We start from the raw sequence: 19,061 nt of genomic DNA on the forward strand, positions 1-19,061 counted from the left end.
CGCGCGGGCTCGTCGAATCGACCCGGAATTCCATTCCGGTTCGGACAGAGAGTACCCGAAGTCGAATCGCGCACAAACCAAGATTTTATCGAAATTCCTATCCTGCGATAGGAATTAATGGCCGTCGGAAGTAATGTCCTTCGGACAATGCCCGGCCGCGCCGAAGGTGCTCCTCACCAGCAGGAGGTGGGCGAGCCGGCACGGGCCGGTGACTCTCCTCAGCGGACCAGCACCCGCTCCCCCGACCGCGGCACCACGGCCGTCCAGCCGAGCTCACGGTCGATCCGGTCGCGCAGCACCTGCGAGCTCTCCGGCTCGCCGTGCACCAGGTACGTCGCGGACGGCGCGGGAGCCGGGCGCAGCCACTCGACGATCTCGGCGGCGTCCGCGTGCGCCGAGAACGCCGGAACGTTGACGACCTCCGCCCGGACCGGCACGTAGCCGCCGTACATCTTCAGCACCCGCGCACCGTCGACCAGATCCCGCGCGCGGGTACCGGCGGCGGCGTACCCGACCACGATCACGGTGTTGCGGGGGTCGGGCAGCAGCCGGTGCAGGTGGTGCACGACGCGTCCGCCGGTGGCCATGCCGGAGGCGGACACCAGGATCGCGGGCAGCGCGGAGTGCTCCAGCTCCAGCGACTCGGGCAGCGAGCGGACCGGCCGGAACGGCTCCGGACTGATCGCCGCCTCGCCCCGGGCCAGCACCTCCGCACGCAGTTCCGGGGCCCGCTCGGCGAACGCGTCCCGGTAGATCCGCAGCGCGGCGAGCGCCATCGGGCTGTCCACGTACACCGGGACGCCGCTCGGCAGCCGCCCGGCGCGGCGGAGTTCGGCGAGCTCGTGCAGCACCACCTCGGTGCGGTCCACGGCGAAGGACGGGATGACGACGCTGCCGCCACGGGCCAGCGTCCGGTCGATGGCGTTCGCGAACCATTCGCGGGCCGCGGCCTCCTCGTGCCGCCGGCTGCCGTAGGTGGACTCCATCAGCAGCACGTCGGCCCCCGTGAAGGGGTCGGGCGGGTTCAGCAGCGGGTGGACGGGCCGCCCGAGGTCGCCGCTGACGGCGAGGGTGTGGCCGTCCTCCAGCACGAGGTGCACCCAGGACGACCCGAGGATGTGCCCGGCGGGGTGCAGGCGCAGGGTGGTTCGGTCGGTGATCCCGATCTCGGCGTGGTGCGGGACGGGGTCGAACTGCTGGAGGGTGCGCTCCACGTCCTGCTCGGTGTACAGCGGCAGCGCGGGCCGGTGCTTGGACCAGCCGTTCCGGTTGGCGTGGTCGGCGTCCTCCTGGAGCAGATGCGCGCTGTCGCGCAGGATCAGCTCGGCGATCCGCGCCGTGTACGGGGTGGTGAAGACCGGCCCGCGAAAGCCGTCCGCGACCAGCCGGGGCAGGTAGCCGCAGTGGTCCAGGTGGGCGTGGGTGAGCACCACGCAGTGCACGTCGGCCGGGTCCAGCGGCAGCGGGCGGCGGTTGCGCCGGCGCAGCTCGGCCAGGCCCTGGAACAGCCCGCAGTCGATCATGACGCGGGCGTGGTCCGTCTCGACCAGGAACTTGCTGCCGGTGACGGTGCCGACCCCGCCCAGGAACGTGAGCAGGCCCGGCCGGGGCGTCGGGGCGGGCTGGTTCTCCATGGCGGCCTCCCGGGGGTCCGCTTCCCAGCATCCGCCGGTGCCGGGCGCTCCGCACCGGCCGCACCCGCACGGAAGGACGTGTACATCCCAGGTTTACCCGCCGCTACCGCACAGGGTTGACGACGCGACGCGACGCCGAAGCGAGGATGGGCCCACCCCGGCAGCAATCCGGCAGAGCCAGACAGCGCCCGACAGAGCTCGGCAGAAGGAGAAGGAACGTGAAGAAGATCGCCGCGATCCTGGCAGGCACCGCCCTGCTGACCCTGGGAACCGCCATGCCGGCCCACGCCTCCGACGACTGGACCAAGATCTCCGGCTGGTCCGGCCTGACCAACAGCCGGGCCACCGGCTACCTGTACTACCAGAACCGGATCGAAGGCTGGGGCCGGGTCGACTGGAGCGGCACCACCGTCGAGGTCCACGCCGGCGCCGAGGACGTCCTCGAGGGTGACGGATTCTGCTCCGCCACCCAGATCCGCTACCACGTCAAGACCGGTTCCGCCTGGAACCCGGACTGGCAGTACCGCACTCCCGCCCTCGACTGCAGCGTGAACGGCAGCCAGGTCATCTCGCCCTACTACCGCTCCAACTACCCCATCAAGGACGTCGCCTTCCGCACCTGCCTGGCCCGCGCGGACGGGACGATCGTGGAGTGCGGCATCTGGTTCTGACCACCCCGAGGACGCCGCAACCGCAGGTCGCCACGCGCCCGTCCCGGCGCCCGCCCAGGCCGGCCGCAGGCGCGGTCAGCTCGGCTGGCGCCGGGTCCACTGCGGCTCGATCTGCTGCCACGCGGTGTCCCAGTCGGCGTAGCGGCGGCGGTCCAGGACGCGCAGCGTTCCCTTCCACACCAGGGTGCAGAGCAGCGGCAGGGCGGTGACGGCGAGCAGTGCGGCGGTCAGCGCCACCGCGACGGCCTCGCCGGCGCCGGCCGGTTGCGGGACGACCTCGTCGCGGTCGTTCAGCCAGATCCGGACCGGGGTGCCGGCCGGCTGGCCGGAGGACACCACGGCGCTCGCCCGGTGGTCGGTGCCGTCGGTGTTCCAGGTGACGGCGGCCCGGGTGGTGGTGACGCCGATCGCGGCCGGGACGTCGGCGACCAGGCGTGCCGTCACCGGGTGCCGGGTGGCGGCCGCGGCCCTGGCCGCCCGGGCCTGGTCCTGGTGGACCAGCAGGCCGACGGCGAGCGCCACCGGGATCGCGCCGATCGCCAGCACCAGCAGAACTCGCGCCACCCACCACTGCACGCGGTCACTGCTCCGCCTCAGTGGGTTCTTCCGTTGCTGCGGATGCGCGTGCATGCCGCCCGCCTTCCTGACCGCTCGACCGGGCCCCGTACCCCTCCAGCTTTTCGGCGACAGCCGCCTCGCGACATGGTCCGGACGGCCCTATTCGGCCCGACAACCGGCCCGGGTCGCCGGGCCGACTCGTCCCTGCGGCGCCACCGGGAGCACGCTGAAGGGACAGGCCGGAAAGGTGGAGACCATGGGTGCGACGGGAACCGCACGAAACGGCGCCTGGGTGGTGGCCCGCCCCGGGCCGATGGGTGCCGGGGACGGGCCGCTCGTCTGGGAGCGGCGGCCACCGCCCGTCCCGGGCGAGCGGGAGATCCTGGTCGAGGTGGAGGCGTGCGGGGTGTGCCGCACGGACCTGCACCTCGCCGAGGGTGATCTCCCGCCCCGGATGCCGCGGTGCACGCCCGGCCACGAGGTGGTGGGGCGGGTGACCTCGACCGGCCCGGGCGTGACGGAGTTCACGGCCGGCGACCGCGCGGGGGTGGCCTGGCTGGCGGGAGTGTGCGGGCGCTGCCGGTACTGCCGCAGCGGGCGGGAGAACCTGTGCCCGGCCTCGACGTACACCGGCTGGGACCGGCACGGCGGCTACGCCAGGTTCGTCACCGCCGACGCCGGCTTCGCCTACCCGCTGCCCGAGGGCCCGCCCGCCGAGGAACTCGCGCCGCTGCTGTGCGCCGGCATCATCGGCCACCGCGCCCTGACCTGCGCGAACCTCCCGCCCGGCGGCCTCCTCGGCATCTACGGCTTCGGCGCCTCCGCCCACCTGACCGCCCAGATCGCGCTCGCCCGGCGCGCCCGCCTGGCGGTCTTCACCCGTGCCCCGGCCGCCCGCGAACTGGCCCTCGACCTCGGCGCGGGCTTCGCCGGGGACTCCTACGACGCCCCGCCGGAGCCCCTGGACGCCGCCATCCTGTTCGCACCCGTCGGCGAACTCGTCCCCGTCGCCCTGGCCGCCCTCGACCGCGGCGGCACCCTGGCGGTCGCGGGCATCCACCTCACCGACATCCCCGCTCTCAACTACCAGCGCCACCTCTTCCAGGAACGCACCCTGCGCTCCGTCACCGCCAACACCCGCACCGACGGCCACGCGTTCCTCGCCGAGGCAGCCCGCGTCCGCCCCACCATCCACCTCACCCGCTACCCCCTGCACCGGGCGGGCACCGCCCTCGCCGACCTCGCCGCCGACCGCGTCACCGGCGTCGCCGTCCTCCTCCCGGACTGACCTGCGCCACCACCCGTCCGACGGCCACGAGTTCCCGGCGAACGCCGCACGCGCGACCGGGGCTGGACGCAGGTCTCCCGGTGACCGTCCCTCGCCCGCAGTAGGGTCCGCGCAAGGGAAAGAGGGGTGCCACATGGAGCGGGCCCGAGTCCTGTTGCTGGATGCGGCTCCTGGCGAGCTGCTGGGTCGGGAACTGGAGCGTCTGCTCGGCCACGGGCTGGCCGTCACGCTGAACCTCCGGCGGGTGGCCGACCGCGCCGGGGCGCGGGCTGCCTGGGCGGGCCGGGTGGACTTCACGGATTTCGACGCCTTCGACGAGTCCGCGCTGCTCGCCGAGACCGTCCGGGGCGGACGCGGCTACCACGCGGTCAAGTCCCGTGCCGGTGTGCCACTGCGCGCGGCGTTCCTCGCGGCTGCGACAGACCCGAGGCTGGCGAACAGGCTTCGGGTGGTCGGCCGGGCCGGGGCGGGCACCGATCACATCGAGTTGGCGGCCGCCGCCCGTCACGGGGTCGCTGTCACCCACACCCCGGGGTCCAACGCGCATGCGGTCGCCGAGTTCGCGCTCGCCCAGCTCCTCGCCCTGGCCCGGGATCTCCCGGCACTCAACGAGGCGGCGCACCACGGCAGTTGGCGCGCACCTGCCGCACCGGCGGTGGAGCTGTCGGAACTGACGCTGGGCATCGTCGGACTCGGCCGGACCGGCCTGGCCCTGGCCGCGCGGGCGACCGCCCTGGGCATGGAGGTCCAGGGCGTCTCGCGGCGACCGGCCGAGGCTTCGGTACCCCGGGCCCGTTCCCTCAGCGCGCTGCTGGCAACCAGTGATGTGGTCTCCCTGCACCTGCCGCTCACTCCCCGGACCCGAGGGCTGGTCGGCCGGGCGGAGCTTGCGCTGATGCGTCCGGGGTCGATCCTGCTGAACACCGCCCGGGGCGGGATCGTTGACGAACAGGCGCTGGCCGATGCGCTCCGCGACCCCGCGCACCCCCTCGCGGCAGCCGCCGTCGACACCTTCGAGCACGAGCACGCGGCCTTCGCCTCACCGCTCTTCGGCCTGCCGAACGCCCTGCTCACCCCGCATGTCGCCGGAATGACCAGGAACGCGATGGCCACGGCGGCCCTGCGCTGCGCGGACCACATCGCGGCCCTGCTCACCAACCGCCCCGACGGCGTACCTGTGGTGTGACCAGGTGACGCCTTCCGGCGAACGCCGCGACCGGGTACCCAAAGGGGCCCGGCGAGCCGACCGCGACACAGAGCGCGACGCGGGACCCTTCCGTACCGGTGTCCTCACTCGCACGGGCGACCTGGTGCACCCGTCCGGGCGGCGTGCCGCACTGGTCGTTTGCTGACCAACTACCAAGTGTTCAGGCTGTGCTGTGCCACTTGATGTGCCACTCCCCACTCCGGCTGTTCGCAGGAGGCGTTCGCCATGGCGTTCTTCGTCAAAGACTTGATGATCACTGTGCTCCCGCAGCACTTCCTTCCCCTCGACATCTGCGACGCGACCACCGGCGACGGTGGTGGCGACGGCTGCGGCGACACGGGGGTCTGTGGTGACACCGGCGTCTGCGGGGAGACGGGGGTCTGTGGTGACACCGGCGTCTGCGGCGACACCGGCGTCTGCGGGGAGACGGGGGTGTGCGGTGCCACCGGCGTGTGCGGGCCCACCGGCTGTGGTGACACGGTCTGCGGCGACACCGGCGTCTGCGGGGAGACGGGGGTGTGCGGTGCCACCGGCGTGTGCGGCGAGACCGGCGTCTGCGGGGAGACCGGCGTGTGCGGCGCCACCGGTATCTGCGGCCCGACCGGCTGCGGCATGACCGACTCCTGCGGCATGACCGACAGTTGTGGGATGACCGACTCCTGCGGCATGACCGACGGCTGCGGCATGACGGACAGTTGCGGGATGACCGACTCCTGCGGCATGACCGACAGCTGCGGCCCCACCGGATGCGGCATGACCGACAGCTGTGGCATGACGGACGGCTGCGGCATGACCGACTCCTGTGGCATGACCGACAGTTGCGGGATCACCGATTCCTGCGGCATGACGGACAGCTGCGGCATGACCGACTCCTGCGGCAGCACGGGCGGCATCAACCAGGCCTGGCAGCTGACGGTCGAGCAGAACCCGGCCGCCCTCGGGCCGCTGATCTCGGTCCGCGCCGAACTGGCGGTGCTGCGCGCCCAGATCGCCCAGCACGAAACGGGCGTGGCTCAGCGCCTGGTCGCCATGCCGCAGGCGGCCCTCTCACCGACGGACATCCAGGTCCCGCAGACCGCGCAGGAGATGGAGTTCCTGGAGGCCCGCCTGTTGGAAGCCGCCCGGCACCTGCGCACGCAGCGTGAGGAGTTGGTGCGGAATGAGCGTCGGCAAGGCTGAGGCACCGCAAGCTCCGTCCGCCGGCCGGGCCTGGGAGGAGCTGCGGGTCCACCCGGACTACCGCCTCGTCCCAGCAGGCGAACTGTCCGCGTCCCAACGTGCCGCGCTCGACCTCGGTGACCCTGGTCAGGTCGCCGGCCTGCTGGTCCCGCAGCGCCCGGGCCGGACGGTGCGGGCTGTCTCCGCCGAGGCGTTCGCCCTGCTCTCCCGGCTGCCCGGCCCCCGGATCGACGAGGTGCCCGATGCCCGGCTGGCCTGCCTGGTGCTGGACGGCGTGCTGGAGCTCACCGGCGGCGGCACCCGGCTCTCCGGCCCCCGCGCGATGGCCGTGCTGGGTGTGCCGGAGCCGGTCGGCACACCGGCCACCCGACTCGACCGGATCAGCCGGGCAGCGGTCCGGCACACGGCCGGGCTCGGCCTCGACGGCCCCGGCGACCTGGCCCGTCGGCTCTACGGCTACCACCGCCACCCCGCCTCGCCGGGCTGGACCGCCCGGTTGGCCACCTCGCGCGCGGTGCGCCAGTGGCTGGCCCGTGGCCGGCCCCCGCACCCGCGCGACTGGCGCGAGGTCGCGCCGCGCCCGGACAACGACCGGTGGCGCATCTACCGTCACCGGCGGGCGGCACCCGGCAGCCTGCGCCACAAGCTGTACATCAGCCCCGAACCGTCGGCGCTGCCCGAGGTGCTGCCGCGGGTGGTCCGGATCCTCGGGGAGCTGGCGGCGCCCTGCTTCAAGGTGGCCGACGACGTCTACGGCGTCCTGCGGCCGGACAAGCTGATCGCCTACCTCCCCTCCAGGGCCCGGCTGGACGAGCTGGCCGGCGTCCTCGCCGCGGAGCTGGCGGGCGTCCCCGTCCAGGGCGTCCCGTTCACCGCGACGCTGACCGCCGACGGCCTGCTCTCCTGGGCAGTGGATCCGCCGCCTCGCGGCGCGCCGGCGGGCGCCGAGAGCTGGCGGGGCTGGGTGGCCGGGCGGCTCGGTCATGCCCTGGCCGCCGCCGGGCGGGCCGCCGCGGACACCGCCGAACCCACCGAACCCGCCTGGAGCTACGCGCTGCGCCGGGTCCGCCTGGAGGACGTCGACACCGACACCTGGACCCCACTCGCGGGCCGTCTGGAAGGGGACTCATGGGCCTGGTGACCGACACCTCGCTGACCGGCGAACTCTGCCTCCCTCCGGACGTCGTGATCGCCCCGGTCACCCAGCTGCACGCCCAGGTCCGGCGACAACTGCGCTGCGCCGACTCGGACTACGTGGTGAGCCGGCCGACCGGCCGGACGCGCTCGCTGCTGATCGACCGTCAGGCCGCCGAGTTCCTCCTGGCCTTCCGCCGGCCGAGCACACTGCCCCAGGCGGTGGTGGCCTACGCCGCCCCGCACGGCCTGGCGGCGCAGCAACTGTTGGACGAGGTGTACCCGGTCGCGGCGCGACTGCGCGCACTGGGCCTGCTGGTCCGCCCGGGCGAGCCGGCCGCGGCCGCCCTGGCCCACCGGCTGAGCCCGGGCGACCGGGTGGCAGGCTGGACGGTGCTGGGCGGGGTCCAGGCACTGGAGGACAGCGAGGTCTACCGGGCCCTCGGCCCCGGCGGGCGCAGCGCCGCCCTGAAGATCGCCCGCCGGCCGGCCGATGCCCGGCTCGCGGCCACCCTGCACCACGAGCAGGCCGTGCTCGCCCGCCTCGCCGGAGCACCGGTGCCGGCCGTCCTGGCAGCCGGGACCGAGGCCGACCGGCCGTACCTGGTGCTGGAGTGGATCGAGGGCGTCGACGCCCTCGCCGCCGCCCGGGCGGCGCGCGCCACCGCTGCCGCACCGTCCGCCCTGCGCGAGCTCTGCGCCCGGCTCTTCGAGGCATACGCGGCAGTCCACGACCGCCAGGTGGTCCACGCCGACGTGCATCCCAAGAACGTGCTGGTCGCTCCGGACGGCACCGCGCGCCTGGTCGACTTCGGCCTCGCCCGGTTCCTCGGCGCCGGTGCCGGACCGGCTCGCCAGGGTGTCGGCTACTTCTTCGAGCCCGAGTACGCGCTGGCGGCGCTGGCGGGACGCCCGCTGCCCCCGGCCTCGGTGCCCGGCGAGCTCTACGCCGTCGGCGCCCTGGCCCACCTGATGCTGACGGGCCGCCACTACACCGACTTCCCGCTGGAGCGCTCCGCGTTCCTCGACGCGATCGCCCACACCCCGCCTTCCTCGTTCGCCGACTCCGGTGCGCCCGCCTGGCCCGAGGTCGAGCAGGCGCTCTCGGCGGCGCTGAGCAAGGACCCGGCGCACCGCCCGGCGTCCGCGCAGGCCCTGGCGGAGCGCTTGCGCGCTGCGCCGCTGCCCCGCGCGCGGCCCCGTCCGGCCCGCACCGCGGTCCCCGACCGCCCGCCCACGGAGCTCGCCGCCTTCCTGCCCGGCGGTGCCTGGTACCCGCGCAAGGCACTCCGGCCGCCGACGGCCTCGGTCCACTACGGCGCGGCCGGGGTGGCCTACGCGCTGCTGCGCCTGGCCCAGCTGACGGATGACCGGACGGCGCTGGCAGCCGCCGATCTCTGGGCCTGCCGGACCGGCGCCGCGCTCGGTGGGACGGAGCGGTACTGGTCCCCCGCCATCGGCATCACCCCCGAAGCGACCGGGCCGACCGCGCTCCACCACACCCGTTTCGGCATCGCGCTGGTGTGCGCCCTGGTCGCGCACGCCCGCTGGGACCCGCCGGCCGTCAACGCGGCGGTGGACGAGGTGGTCGCCGGGGCGCACCGGCCGCTCGACCGGATCGACCTGGTGAGCGGCGAGGCGGGAGTTCTGCTGGCCTGCGCGCAGTTGCTGGAGGCGCTGCCGGACGATCCGCTGCTGCACCGCGCGCAGCTGCGCGCGGCCGGCCGGCAGGCCGCCGAGCGCCTGGCGGAGCGCCTGCGCGCCGCGGGTGTCCCCGGCGGCAGTGGCTTGGCGTCGCTGGGCATCGCGCACGGTTGGGCCGGGGCGCTGTACGCGCAGTTGCGGTGGGCGAAGGCCGCGCGCGTTCTGCCGTCCGCCACCCTGCCCGATCACCTCGACCGGCTGGCCGCCCTGGCGGAGCGCGACGGCGCCCGGCTGCGCTGGCCCGACCGGGCGGGCCGTCCGGCGGCCGCCGCGCCCTTCGGTGCCGGTTGGTGCGGCGGCGCCGCCGGCCAGGTGCACCTGTTCGGGCTCGCGTACACCGTGTTCCCCGGCCGCGGCTACCGGGAGGTGGCCCTCGGGGCGGGCGCGGAAGCCTGGCACGCCCCGGACGCGGGCAGCAGCTTGTGCTGCGGTCTCACCGGGCGCAGCTACGCCCTGCTCTCGCTGGCCCGGCTGACCGGCGACCGGGCCTGGCTCGACGGCGCGGCCGAGCTCGCGCACCGCGCCGAGCCGTCCGCCGACCGCCCCGGGACTCCCGCGCACAGCCTCTACAAGGGCGCCCTGGGCCGCGCCCTGCTGGAACTGGACCTCCAGCACCCGGACCGGTCGGCGCACCCGCTCTTCGCCCCCGAGGGCTGGCCGCCGCGTGCCCGCTCGAAGGCTCCGACCCAGCAGACCGAAGGACTCCGATGAGCGCCCCCGCCGACTCGATCCCGCTCGGCTTCCTCGACCTGGCCAAGCGCGCCAAGGGCCCGGCCCGCAGGGCGCTCCAGGACTCGCTCCGGCTGGCCGAGCTGGCGGACGCCGCCGGGTACGCGCGGTACTGGGTCGCCGAGCACCACGTCGAGGACGCCGCGCACTCGTGTCCCGAGGTGCTGCTCCCGCTGATCGCCGCCCGTACCGAGCGGATCCGGGTGGGTTCGGGGGCGGTGCTGCTGAAGTACTACAGCCCGTTGAAGGTCGCCGAGACCTTCCTCGCCCTGGAGGCGCTCTTCCCCGGCCGGATCGACCTGGGCGTCGCCAAGGGGCCCGGTGTGGTGGACCGGAGCATCGCCGAGGCCCTGGTGAGCGAGAACGTGTGGGAGCTCGGCGAGGACGGCTTCGCCCACAAGGCCTTCCAGCTCGCCGAGCTTCTCGCCGCCGCCCCGGAGGCCCGCCCGGGCGCCGGCGTGCGTGCCCGCCCCTGGGGAGTGGCGCCGCCGCCGCTGTGGATCCTGGGCTCCGGCCCCGGCAGCCCGCAGCTGGCCGCCCGCCTGGGCTGCCCGCTGGCGGTGGCCCTGTTCTTCGGCGGCAGCTCGGCCGACGGCGCCGAGCTTCTCGCCGCCTACCGCGCCTCGGCCCGGCCCGGCACCGCACCGGGTCCGACGATCGTCGCCGTCAGTGTGACCGTCGGCGACTCCCCTGCGGAGGCCCGCCGCCGCGACGACGCGCTGGTCGCGGACGGCCGGCTGGCCGCGAACGTCGTGGGCACCCCGGCGGAGGTGGCGGCCCGCCTGCGGACCATCCAGCAGGCCTCGGGCGCCGACGAGTTGCTCATCACCAGCTTCTCTCCGGACCACGAGGAGCGGGCCCACCTTCTGGCGGCGCTCGCCACCGCCTGGCGCGGCGCGGCCGAGCGGACCCCGCTCGCGCAGCCGGCCGCCAGCTGAGCCCGGGGAGCCGGTTTCCCTCCCCCGGAACCCGCGGACGAGTCCGGCCCGGGCGCGCAGGGGCTGCGCGCCTCCCGGGCGCCCCTCGCTTGTAGGCTCGTGTGGAGCAGCTCTGATTCTTGAAGGGGGATCCTGTGCGCGCCCGTCGGTGGATAACTGTGGTCGCTGGAGTCGTCGCGCTGAGCAGCCCGGCGGTCGCGTACGCCCGTGGCGGGGGCGGCAGCCACGGGTTCGGTGGCGGCGGCGGAGGTGGGGGCGGTGGCTCCCACGGGTTCGGTGGCGGCTTCGGCTACGGTTTCGTGGCCGGTGGCGGCGGCGGTGGGATCTTCCCCCTGCTGGTGATCGTGGCTGTCGTTCTCCTGATCCTGTGGCTCAGGTACCGGCGCCGGAAGGCACGGCAGGCAGCCGGTCTGAACACGGTGTCGGACCGTACGGCGCACCGCGCGGACGAGCAGGCGCGCGAGCGCGCCGACCAGGTCGGGGCCCGGGTCGATGCCATCGCCGACACGGATGCGACCTTCGACCGCGCCGCGCTCGAGCGCCGGGCCGTCTGGCTGTACGTGACCGCCCAGCAGGCCTGGACCCAGAACGATCACGCCACGCTGCAGCAGATCCTGTCCCCGGTGCTCTACGGCAAGTGGGCCGACGAGCTGCACGACTACGCGTCGCGCGGCGAGGTCAACGTCGTGGAGATCGTCTCCGGCCCGGTGGTCGAGCTGGTCGACGTCGCGAACCGCGCAGGCGAGGTGAACGACACCGTCACCTTCCGGGTCACCGCGACGCTCAGGGACTACGTACGCCGCGGCTACGGCCCGGACGCCGTGCGCAAGGACGGCTCGACGCGCCCGGTCGAGTACTGGACGCTGCGCAAGAACCAGGCCGGGGAGTGGATCGTGTCGTCGGTCGAGCAGGCGGCCGAGGGCGCGCACCACCTGACCAGCGCCATCGAGACGGACGGCTGGGACCAGAAGGAGGTCGCTCGCGAGGCGGTGCTCGAGGTGGCCGGGAAGACCGCGGTCAAGGGTGTGAGTGACATCCTCTCGCTCACCAACATTTCGTGGAGCACGGATGCCGACACCGCCGCCGGCGATCTGAGCGTGCTCGACGGCCGCTTCGACAGGGCGGTTCTCGAGGTCGCCGTCGAGCGGTTCCTCGAGGAGTGGGTCATGAACGACGGCAGCCTGGACTTCACGTCCCTGCGCACGGTCGATCGAACCGTCATGCGTGACGCTGTCATCAGGTCGGTCACGGTGCGCTCGCTGGTCTCGCGCGACCCGATCGTCTTCCGTGTCTCGGTCGACGCGGAGGGCGTCTACTACGAGGTCGACCGGCGCAGCGAGCAGGTGCTCCGCGGCGACGCACGCGAGCGCCGGCCGATCACCTTCGTGTTCGACCTCCGGCTGGACGACGCGTCGGCCAAGGCGTGGACCGTGGTCGCCGCCGACGCGAAGTAAGGGCTGCCTCGTCACGCGTGGCGTGTTGGGGCCGGGTCGCACTCTCCGGGCCGGGGTTGTCCAGGCCGGTCAGGCGGCCGGCTCGGCCCAGTCGATGCGGTGCCGCAGCGGCCAGGAGAGCTTCTCCTGGTTCATCAGCTTCATGGCGACCGGCATCAGCGCGTCGCGCAGCACCCGCCCGACCGGGCCGGCCGCCTTGTTGCTGTTGGTGCGCTCGGTCTGCTTGATGATGCGCTCGACCCGCGGGCGGCGCAGTTCCTCGTACCGGTCGAGTGCCCGGGTGAGGGGCAGGTCCCGCAGGCAGCGGGCGAGTTCCACCGAGCTCTCGATCGCCAGTGAGGCGCCCTGGCCGGAGCTGGAGGACGGCGCGTGGGCCGCGTCCCCGGTCAGCACCATCCGGCCGCGGCTCCAGTGCGGCACCCGGGGCATGTTTTCGATCGGCCCGGTCATCAGCAGCGCGGCCGGATCGGTGCGCCGGATCAGGTCCGGCGCCGGGGTGCGGTCGTCGGCGCAGGCCTCGGCCAGCACCTGGAGCCACCGCTCGGCTCCGCGGGAGGCCGCCTCGGCCGGTGTCAGCGGCTCCGGGTGTGGCAGGTTGACGAACCAGACGGCGTTGCCGCCGATCACCTGCAGCCCGAAGAAGGCTCGCTTGCCGAAGGTCATGAACATCTTTCCGCCGGTGTCCGGCACCAGGCCGGCTTCGGCGCTGACGGCGCCGAAGCCCTGCAGCCCGGTGTAGCGCGGCTGCGGGGCGGCCGGGTCGATCAGCGTGCGCACGGTGGAGCGGATCCCGTCGGCGCCGACCAGCAGTTCGCCGGTGGCGGTGGTGCCGTCGGCGAACCTCGCGGTGACGGTGCCCTCGCCCTCCTCGACTCCGGTCAGCCGCTTGCCGTGCTCGATCCGGATGCCCCGGCGCCGGGCCTCGCCGTAGAGCGCCTGGTAGAGGTCGCTGCGCATGACCAGCCGGGTGGGTTCCAGCGTGTCGGGGCTGCCGATCTCGGCGAGCCGCTTGCCGTTCCAGCTCTGCAGCACGATCGCCTTCATCGGGTCGCCGAGTCGCCGGATCCGGTCGCCGACGCCGATCGCGTCCAGCGCGGCGAGGCCGTTGGGTGCCAGGCCGAGTGCGGCGCCGACGCTCTCGGCGGTGCCCTCGTAGGCCTCGTACACGGTGGCCTCGATGCCCGCCTGCTGCAGGGCCATCGCGGTGACCGGGCCGGCCACGCCGCCGCCGATGACCAGGGCAGTGGTGATCTTCGTTGTCATGTCCTCGTGCTCCTTCGGGGTCAGACCCGGGCCGGGTCGTCGGCGACGCGTGCGGCGCCGGTGCGATGGGCCGGTCGGGGGGAGCGCAGGTCCGGGACGTGGATGCGCTCGGTGGTGGTGCTCATGGCGGAAGTGCCCCCTCGTCGGGGCCGACTCTCTGCCGGCCCGCCCATAGTTGCACTGCGACTAGTTCCGCTGCAACTAGTTTCGCTGGGAGTAGTATCCGGCGCATGAGTACTGCCCCCAAGAGCTCGCCGATCCAGCTGACCGTGCTGTCGCTGCTGCACCTCAAACCGCTGCACCCGTACGGGATGCAGCGGCTGCTCAAAGAGTGGGGCAAGGACCAGGTGGTGAACGTCGGACAGCGCACCAGCCTCTACCGCGCGATCGACCGGCTGCTGGGGGCCGGGCTGATCGCCGTCCGCGAGACCGGGCGCGACCAGCAGTACCCGGAGCGCACCGTCTACGAGATCACCGACGCCGGCCGTGCGACCACCCGCACCTGGCTGCTGGAGATGCTGCGCGAACCCAAGCTCGAGTTCCCCGAGTTCCCGGTCGCCCTCGCCAACCTGATGCTGCTCGCACCGGACGAGATCGAGCAGGCCCTCACCGCCCGCCTCACCGCGGTGCGCGCCGGCCAGGCCGCCCAGGAGCGCTCGCTCGCCGACACGGCGGCGCTCGGCGTACCCCGGGTCGCGATGCTGGAGAACGAGTACGCCCGCGCCCTCGCCGCAGCCGAGGGCGACTGGCTGGAGTCCGTCCTCGCCGACCTCCGCTCGGGCCACCTCACCTGGAGCGGCGAGGAGCTGATCGCGATCGCCCAGGCCGGCGACGCCCAGGCACCGCAGTAGCCCACCCGGAGGGGCGGGCCGCCCGCGTCGGCATCAACACTGGTACGCAGGGCGGACGTTGGCGCGAGGCCGGGGCGCGACGTCCCCGTGTTCGCCAACGCGGGCGGCGCGCACGAACCCGAGCCGGTGGGGCCGGTCGGGTGGCCACGGCGGCCGGGCGGCGTCAGGAGGCGAAGAGATCGGTGCGGTCCTCGCCGAGGTGGGCCCGTAGGACGGCCAGGGCGCGCATGCTCTGGGTCTTCACCACGGAGTTGCTGACCCCCACCATCTCGGCGGTGGCCTCGACGGTGTGGTCCTCCCAGTAGCGCAGCAGCACGATCGCCCGATCCCTGGCGGTGAGCAGCGCGAGAGCGTCGATCAGGGTGAGCCGGATGTCCGCCGAGCCGCCCTCGTGGCCGGTGTCCAGGATTCGGTCGGGGACCTGGTCGATCGCCACCTCGCCGGTGCTGCGCAGGCGCTTGTGGTCGAGCAGGCTGTTGAGCAGCACCTTGCGTGCGTAGCCGAACGGGTCGAGGTCCCGACGGGTGATCCGGGGCCAGGCGAGGTACATCTTGGTGAGCGTCGTCTGGGTGAGGTCCTGCGCCAAGTGCCAGTCGCGGCACATCAGGTAGGCGATCTGGCGCAGCCTGACCGCCCCGGCCTCCGCGAACGCGGTGAACTCTGCTTCTTTCCGCACCGGTGGTGCCCCCTGATCGTGTGTGCGGTGGATCCCGGGTGGGGAGCGCGGCCCCGGAGGCCCCGGAGCCGCGCTGGAGCAGGTCAGTCGATCTGCGGGAGTGCCGGGAAGCGGGCGGCGGCGGCCGCGCCCTGGGCAGGGGTCATCATGGTGCGGAAGGCGGGGTTTCCGGCCAGTTCGGCGGCGGCCTCCTCGGTGAGCGGGAGGATCCCGGGCAGGTTCGCCTTGCCGTCCCGGGCCAGGCAGCTGGCCATCTGCACGGTGACAGCGGTGCTGTCGGCGTGGCGGACCGTGACCACGGTGTTCTGGATGCAGTTGTCATCCGCGTGGGTGACTCGGACCTGCTGGCCGTACTTGTCCCGGTGGCAGCCGTCGCCGGTCGAGCACTTGGCGTCGGGGGACGCGGTGCCGACGAAGATCCGCATCATGCCCAGGCCCTCGGGGGTCCTGACGTTGACCTGGGCGACCGGGACGTCGGCGGCGTACTTGCCGTGCGCCTCGGCCGCGTTGTTCGCGGCGTATCCGCTCGTCTCCAGGCCGGCGGGCAGCGCGTCCAGCACCGTCGCGAGTACGGCCGCGCCGCTCACCCGGACCAGGGTGCCGGACGCCGCCGGCGACGGGGCCGAGGCCGGGCCCGCGGAGGCGGCCAGGGCGGGCGTGCCGCCTGCCGCCGGGCCGACCAGCCCGTTCCCGCCGCCGGCGCCGTGCAACTGACCACCGGCCAGCACGGCGACGGCCGTCATCGCCAGCGCCGCCCCGGTCACCTGCCCGACCGTCCGTACCCGGCGGGCGCGGCGGCCCTTCCTGGTCGCCTCCGCCACCATGCCACCCAAGGGGGGCGGCGTCAGCGCGGACAGCTCGTCACTCAGGTCCAAGCGGAAATCCTTCATCGCTGACTCACCTTCTGTCGTCATCTGCGCACGCCGGCCATGCGGACCCGCTCGAACGCGGCTCTGACCTCTACACGGGTGCACGGATGCGCGAGGTCACAGGAATCAGCCGCCGTTACCCGACCGTGACCCCGCCCTGCCCGTGACGGCCGGCCCCGCCCTCCGGCCGGAGGCCCTCGGCTACGCCCGGCTCACCTCCGCCTCCGGAGCCGCCACCGGAGCCGCAGGCCGGCGCATCGTCAGGACGAGGACGGTCAGCGCGGCGAAGATGACCGCCGCGGCGAGGCCGGTGACGTGGAGGGCGGTGGTGAACGCCTCGCGGGCGTGGTGCAGCAGGGTGGCGCCCTGGTCGGCGGGAAGGTGCCGCGCGGCCGCGACCGCGCCGGCCAGGGAGTCGGAGGTGCCGTCCATGCCGTGCCGGTAGACGAGGGCGGCCAGGACGCCGAGCAGGGCGAAGCCGAGCGAGCCGCCGAGGTAGTTGCCGGTCTCCGACATCGAGGCGGCAGAACCGGCCCGTTCCGGGGGGACGGAACCGAGGACGATGCCGGTGCCGAGGGCGAACAGCGGGCCGGTGCCGAGGGCGAGGACGGTGATGCCGGTCATCGCCAGCGGCAGGGCGCGGTCTCCGTCTACGGCCGCCAGCAGCAGGCCGCCGAGCGCGGAGCAGGCCAGGCCGCCGGCGATCGCGGTGGTCTGCTCCATGCGCCGGGCCAGGGCAGGTGCGGTCATCGTGCCGACGGCCACGCCGATGCCCATGGGGGCGAACAGCACCGCCGAGACGGCCGGGGAGTGGTCGAGCACGTTCTGCAGGTACTGGGTGACGAGCAGTCCGGTGCCCGCCATCGCCACGCCCGCCAGGACCAGCCCGACGAGGACCGCCGTGAACGGGCGGCTGCGCAGCAGGCGCAGGTCCAACAGCGGGGATTCGACCCGCAGTTGGCGGCGGACGAAGAGGAGTCCGAGCACCGCGCCGGCGACCAGCGCGAGGGCCGGCCAGGCGGACGCGCCGCCCGTGATGCCCTCGATGGCCAGCTGCTTGATGCCGTACACCAGCAGCATCATCGCCGTCAGCGACAGCCCGACGCCGGCCGGGTCCAGCCGGCCGGCCCGGTCGCTGCGGAACTCGGGGAGCAGGACCGGCCCGGCGATCAGCAGGAGCAGCATCGGCGGGACGGCGAGCAGGAACACCGATCCCCACCAGAAGTGCTGGAGCAGCACTCCGGCGAGCACCGGTCCGAGCGCGCCGCCGGCGAACTGGCCGGTCGCCCAGATCGCGACGGCCCGGCCGCGTTGCTGTGCGTCGGGGAACATGGTGGTGATCAGCGACAGGGTGGACGGGGCCAGGGTCGCGCCGGCGACGCCCAGCAGGGCCCGCGTGATGATCAGCATCAGCGGATCGACGGCGAAGGCGGCCACCACCGAGAGCACCGCGAACGCGGCCGCGCCGGTCAGCAGCAGGCGCCGGCGGCCGATCCGGTCGCCGAGGGTGCCCATGGTGATGACCAGTCCGGCCACCATGAGTCCGTAGCTGTCGCTGATCCACAGCTGCTGGACGTTGTCCGCCCCGAGGTCGGCGCTGAGCCGCGGCAGCGCCAGCAGCAGCGCGGTCACGTCCATCGCGACGATCAGGGTGGGCAGCATGAGCAGGGCCAGTCCCCACCGTGGCCGGTCGACTCGCATCTTTGAAAACTCCGGTTTCTCCGACTGTTCGAGACTGTTCTCGAGCTTGCGCGGGGTGGTCGGAGCGGACGGGCGGTTCTTGACATCCCCGCACCTCCCCGCGCGCAGAGAATTTCCCGCCCGAAAAATGTCAAGACCGCGCCGCCGGCTCCGACCACACCCCGAGGGCCCGGCCGGGCCCGCCAACGACGAGGAGTGCGAGATGAAGTTCCTGATCGGCCTGCACATCAACCCGGCGGTGCTGGACGCGCTGACCGACGAGGAGAAGGCGGGGCTGGGGGCCGGCCACGGCAGGTTCGTCCAGACGCTGAAGGACTCCGGCGAGCTGATCCTCACGCAGGCGCTGGTGGATCCGTCGCAGTCGGCCGTGGTGTCGGTGCGGGGCGGGCGGACGGTGGTGACGGAGGGTCCGTTCCTGGAGGCGAAGGAGTTCCTGGGCGGCTTCTACCTGGTGGACTGCGAGAACAAGGAGCGGGCGGTCGAGTTGGCGGCGCAGATCCCGGACGCCGCGATCGCGGGTCTGGGGGTGGAGGTGCGTCAGGTGATGTTCTCCGACGGAAACCTGGAGGCATGACGGCAACTGACGTCGAGGGCCTGCTGCGTGAGCTCGCGCCGCAGGCCCTCGGCACCTCGGTGCGCCGGTGGTCACGCTCAACCGTGCGATCGCCCTGGCCGGGGCCGAGGGCCCGTCGGCGGGCCGGCGCCGCCGGCGTCCCTGGACGGTGACGGGCGGCTGGCCGGCCATCACCGGCTGCTGCCGGTTCGGGCGCATCTTCACCTGGAGTCCCGGGCGGCCCGGGTGCGGGAGCGGCGGGGCACTGACGGGCCGGGCCCGTGACATGAAGTCATGACCCTGACAACACGGCTGGCGGGCCGTCCCGGACTCCACATGCGTCGATCCCAGGGCCCACCTAGCGTGGGGGGAGGACATCGTCGATCCGACGATGACGTCCGTCCTTCCCCAAGGAGGCGTATCCGATGCTTGCCCAGACCGTGCTTGCTCCGCACCGGGCGACGACGCCCGAACTCGGCGCCGTGAAGGCCCTGATGACCGAGGACGAGTCGGCGGTCAGCGACGCGCCGCTGTACCGCCCGGAGGCCGTCGGCCTGCTCCTGCTCGCCCTGTTGCTCTCCCCGAAGGGTCCGAAGGAGAAGAAGTAGCACCGACCCGGCATCAGATCGGAAAACCCCGAAGAATCGGAAGA

Annotated in this window: 17 protein-coding genes; 11 read left to right on the forward strand and 6 right to left on the reverse strand. The window is 73.7% G+C overall.

The genetic code is table 11. The features are described 5' to 3' along the window. Positions 1–218: 218 nt before the first annotated feature. Positions 219–1,634, reverse strand: a complete 1,416-nt coding sequence (locus ACZ6R9_RS19190) for an MBL fold metallo-hydrolase RNA specificity domain-containing protein (RefSeq protein ID WP_380482377.1) — start codon at positions 1,632–1,634, stop codon at positions 219–221. A gap of 218 nt (positions 1,635–1,852) precedes the next feature. Between ACZ6R9_RS19190 and ACZ6R9_RS19195 the strand changes: the two genes are divergently transcribed. Further along, positions 1,853–2,305 (forward strand): hypothetical protein, encoded by a 453-nt coding sequence (locus ACZ6R9_RS19195; RefSeq protein ID WP_465539061.1) that lies wholly within the window; start codon positions 1,853–1,855, stop codon positions 2,303–2,305. Positions 2,306–2,380: 75 nt separating this feature from the next. Here the strand turns inward: ACZ6R9_RS19195 and ACZ6R9_RS19200 are convergent, their stop codons facing one another. Then, on the reverse strand, positions 2,381–2,935 hold the full coding sequence (locus tag ACZ6R9_RS19200) for an Rv1733c family protein (RefSeq protein WP_465539063.1): 555 nt from the start codon (positions 2,933–2,935) through the stop codon (positions 2,381–2,383). Between the two features lie 184 nt (positions 2,936–3,119). Between ACZ6R9_RS19200 and ACZ6R9_RS19205 the strand changes: the two genes are divergently transcribed. The 7 genes from ACZ6R9_RS19205 (at position 3,120) to ACZ6R9_RS19235 (ending at position 12,496) form a co-directional block, all read left to right on the forward strand. After that, on the forward strand, positions 3,120–4,151 hold the full coding sequence (locus tag ACZ6R9_RS19205; RefSeq protein WP_465539065.1) for a zinc-dependent alcohol dehydrogenase family protein: 1,032 nt from the start codon (positions 3,120–3,122) through the stop codon (positions 4,149–4,151). A 133-nt stretch (positions 4,152–4,284) separates the two neighbouring features. Further along, on the forward strand, positions 4,285–5,337 hold the full coding sequence (locus ACZ6R9_RS19210) for an NAD(P)-dependent oxidoreductase (protein ID WP_465539067.1): 1,053 nt from the start codon (positions 4,285–4,287) through the stop codon (positions 5,335–5,337). 246 nt (positions 5,338–5,583) lie between these two features. Further along, positions 5,584–6,537, forward strand: a complete 954-nt coding sequence (locus ACZ6R9_RS19215) for a hypothetical protein (protein ID WP_465539069.1) — start codon at positions 5,584–5,586, stop codon at positions 6,535–6,537. Then, entirely contained in the window at positions 6,518–7,678 is a 1,161-nt protein-coding gene (locus ACZ6R9_RS19220; RefSeq protein WP_465539071.1) for a hypothetical protein, read from the forward strand. The genes ACZ6R9_RS19215 and ACZ6R9_RS19220 overlap by 20 nt, the downstream gene beginning before the upstream one ends. After that, entirely contained in the window at positions 7,666–10,086 is a 2,421-nt protein-coding gene (locus ACZ6R9_RS19225) for a lanthionine synthetase LanC family protein (RefSeq protein WP_465539073.1), read from the forward strand. Before ACZ6R9_RS19220 ends, ACZ6R9_RS19225 begins: the two co-directional genes overlap by 13 nt. Next, positions 10,083–11,042, forward strand: a complete 960-nt coding sequence (locus ACZ6R9_RS19230) for an MsnO8 family LLM class oxidoreductase (protein ID WP_380482390.1) — start codon at positions 10,083–10,085, stop codon at positions 11,040–11,042. Before ACZ6R9_RS19225 ends, ACZ6R9_RS19230 begins: the two co-directional genes overlap by 4 nt. A gap of 299 nt (positions 11,043–11,341) precedes the next feature. Next, positions 11,342–12,496 carry a Tim44 domain-containing protein gene (locus ACZ6R9_RS19235; protein WP_380482392.1) on the forward strand — a complete coding sequence of 385 codons (1,155 nt, stop codon included), beginning with the start codon at positions 11,342–11,344 and terminating at the stop codon, positions 12,494–12,496. A gap of 69 nt (positions 12,497–12,565) precedes the next feature. Here the strand turns inward: ACZ6R9_RS19235 and ACZ6R9_RS19240 are convergent, their stop codons facing one another. Further along, on the reverse strand, positions 12,566–13,759 hold the full coding sequence (locus ACZ6R9_RS19240; RefSeq protein WP_465539076.1) for an FAD-dependent oxidoreductase: 1,194 nt from the start codon (positions 13,757–13,759) through the stop codon (positions 12,566–12,568). Positions 13,760–13,989: 230 nt separating this feature from the next. Here ACZ6R9_RS19240 and ACZ6R9_RS19245 point away from each other — a divergent pair, with 230 nt between their 5' ends. Continuing rightward, on the forward strand, positions 13,990–14,610 hold the full coding sequence (locus ACZ6R9_RS19245) for a PadR family transcriptional regulator (protein WP_465539078.1): 621 nt from the start codon (positions 13,990–13,992) through the stop codon (positions 14,608–14,610). 163 nt (positions 14,611–14,773) lie between these two features. Here ACZ6R9_RS19245 and ACZ6R9_RS19250 read toward each other — a convergent pair whose 3' ends face one another. The 3 genes from ACZ6R9_RS19250 to ACZ6R9_RS19260 form a co-directional block, all read right to left on the reverse strand. Next, positions 14,774–15,286: a SigE family RNA polymerase sigma factor gene (locus ACZ6R9_RS19250; protein ID WP_465539080.1), complete on the reverse strand. Its 513-nt coding sequence runs from the start codon at positions 15,284–15,286 to the stop codon at positions 14,774–14,776. Positions 15,287–15,369: 83 nt separating this feature from the next. Next, a complete protein-coding gene (locus ACZ6R9_RS19255) occupies positions 15,370–16,176 on the reverse strand; it encodes a hypothetical protein (protein WP_465539082.1) in 807 nt (268 codons plus the stop codon). 180 nt (positions 16,177–16,356) lie between these two features. Next, positions 16,357–17,856 (reverse strand): MFS transporter, encoded by a 1,500-nt coding sequence (locus tag ACZ6R9_RS19260; RefSeq protein WP_465539084.1) that lies wholly within the window; start codon positions 17,854–17,856, stop codon positions 16,357–16,359. Positions 17,857–18,058: 202 nt separating this feature from the next. Here ACZ6R9_RS19260 and ACZ6R9_RS19265 point away from each other — a divergent pair, with 202 nt between their 5' ends. Both ACZ6R9_RS19265 and ACZ6R9_RS19270 read left to right on the forward strand, forming a co-directional pair. Then, positions 18,059–18,430 (forward strand): YciI family protein, encoded by a 372-nt coding sequence (locus ACZ6R9_RS19265; RefSeq protein WP_380482403.1) that lies wholly within the window; start codon positions 18,059–18,061, stop codon positions 18,428–18,430. A gap of 404 nt (positions 18,431–18,834) precedes the next feature. Further along, complete coding sequence (locus ACZ6R9_RS19270) at positions 18,835–19,017, forward strand: hypothetical protein (RefSeq protein ID WP_380482404.1); 183 nt, start codon at positions 18,835–18,837, stop codon at positions 19,015–19,017. Positions 19,018–19,061: the final 44 nt, after the last annotated feature.

This window comes from Kitasatospora sp. NPDC048662 (assembly GCF_055587065.1).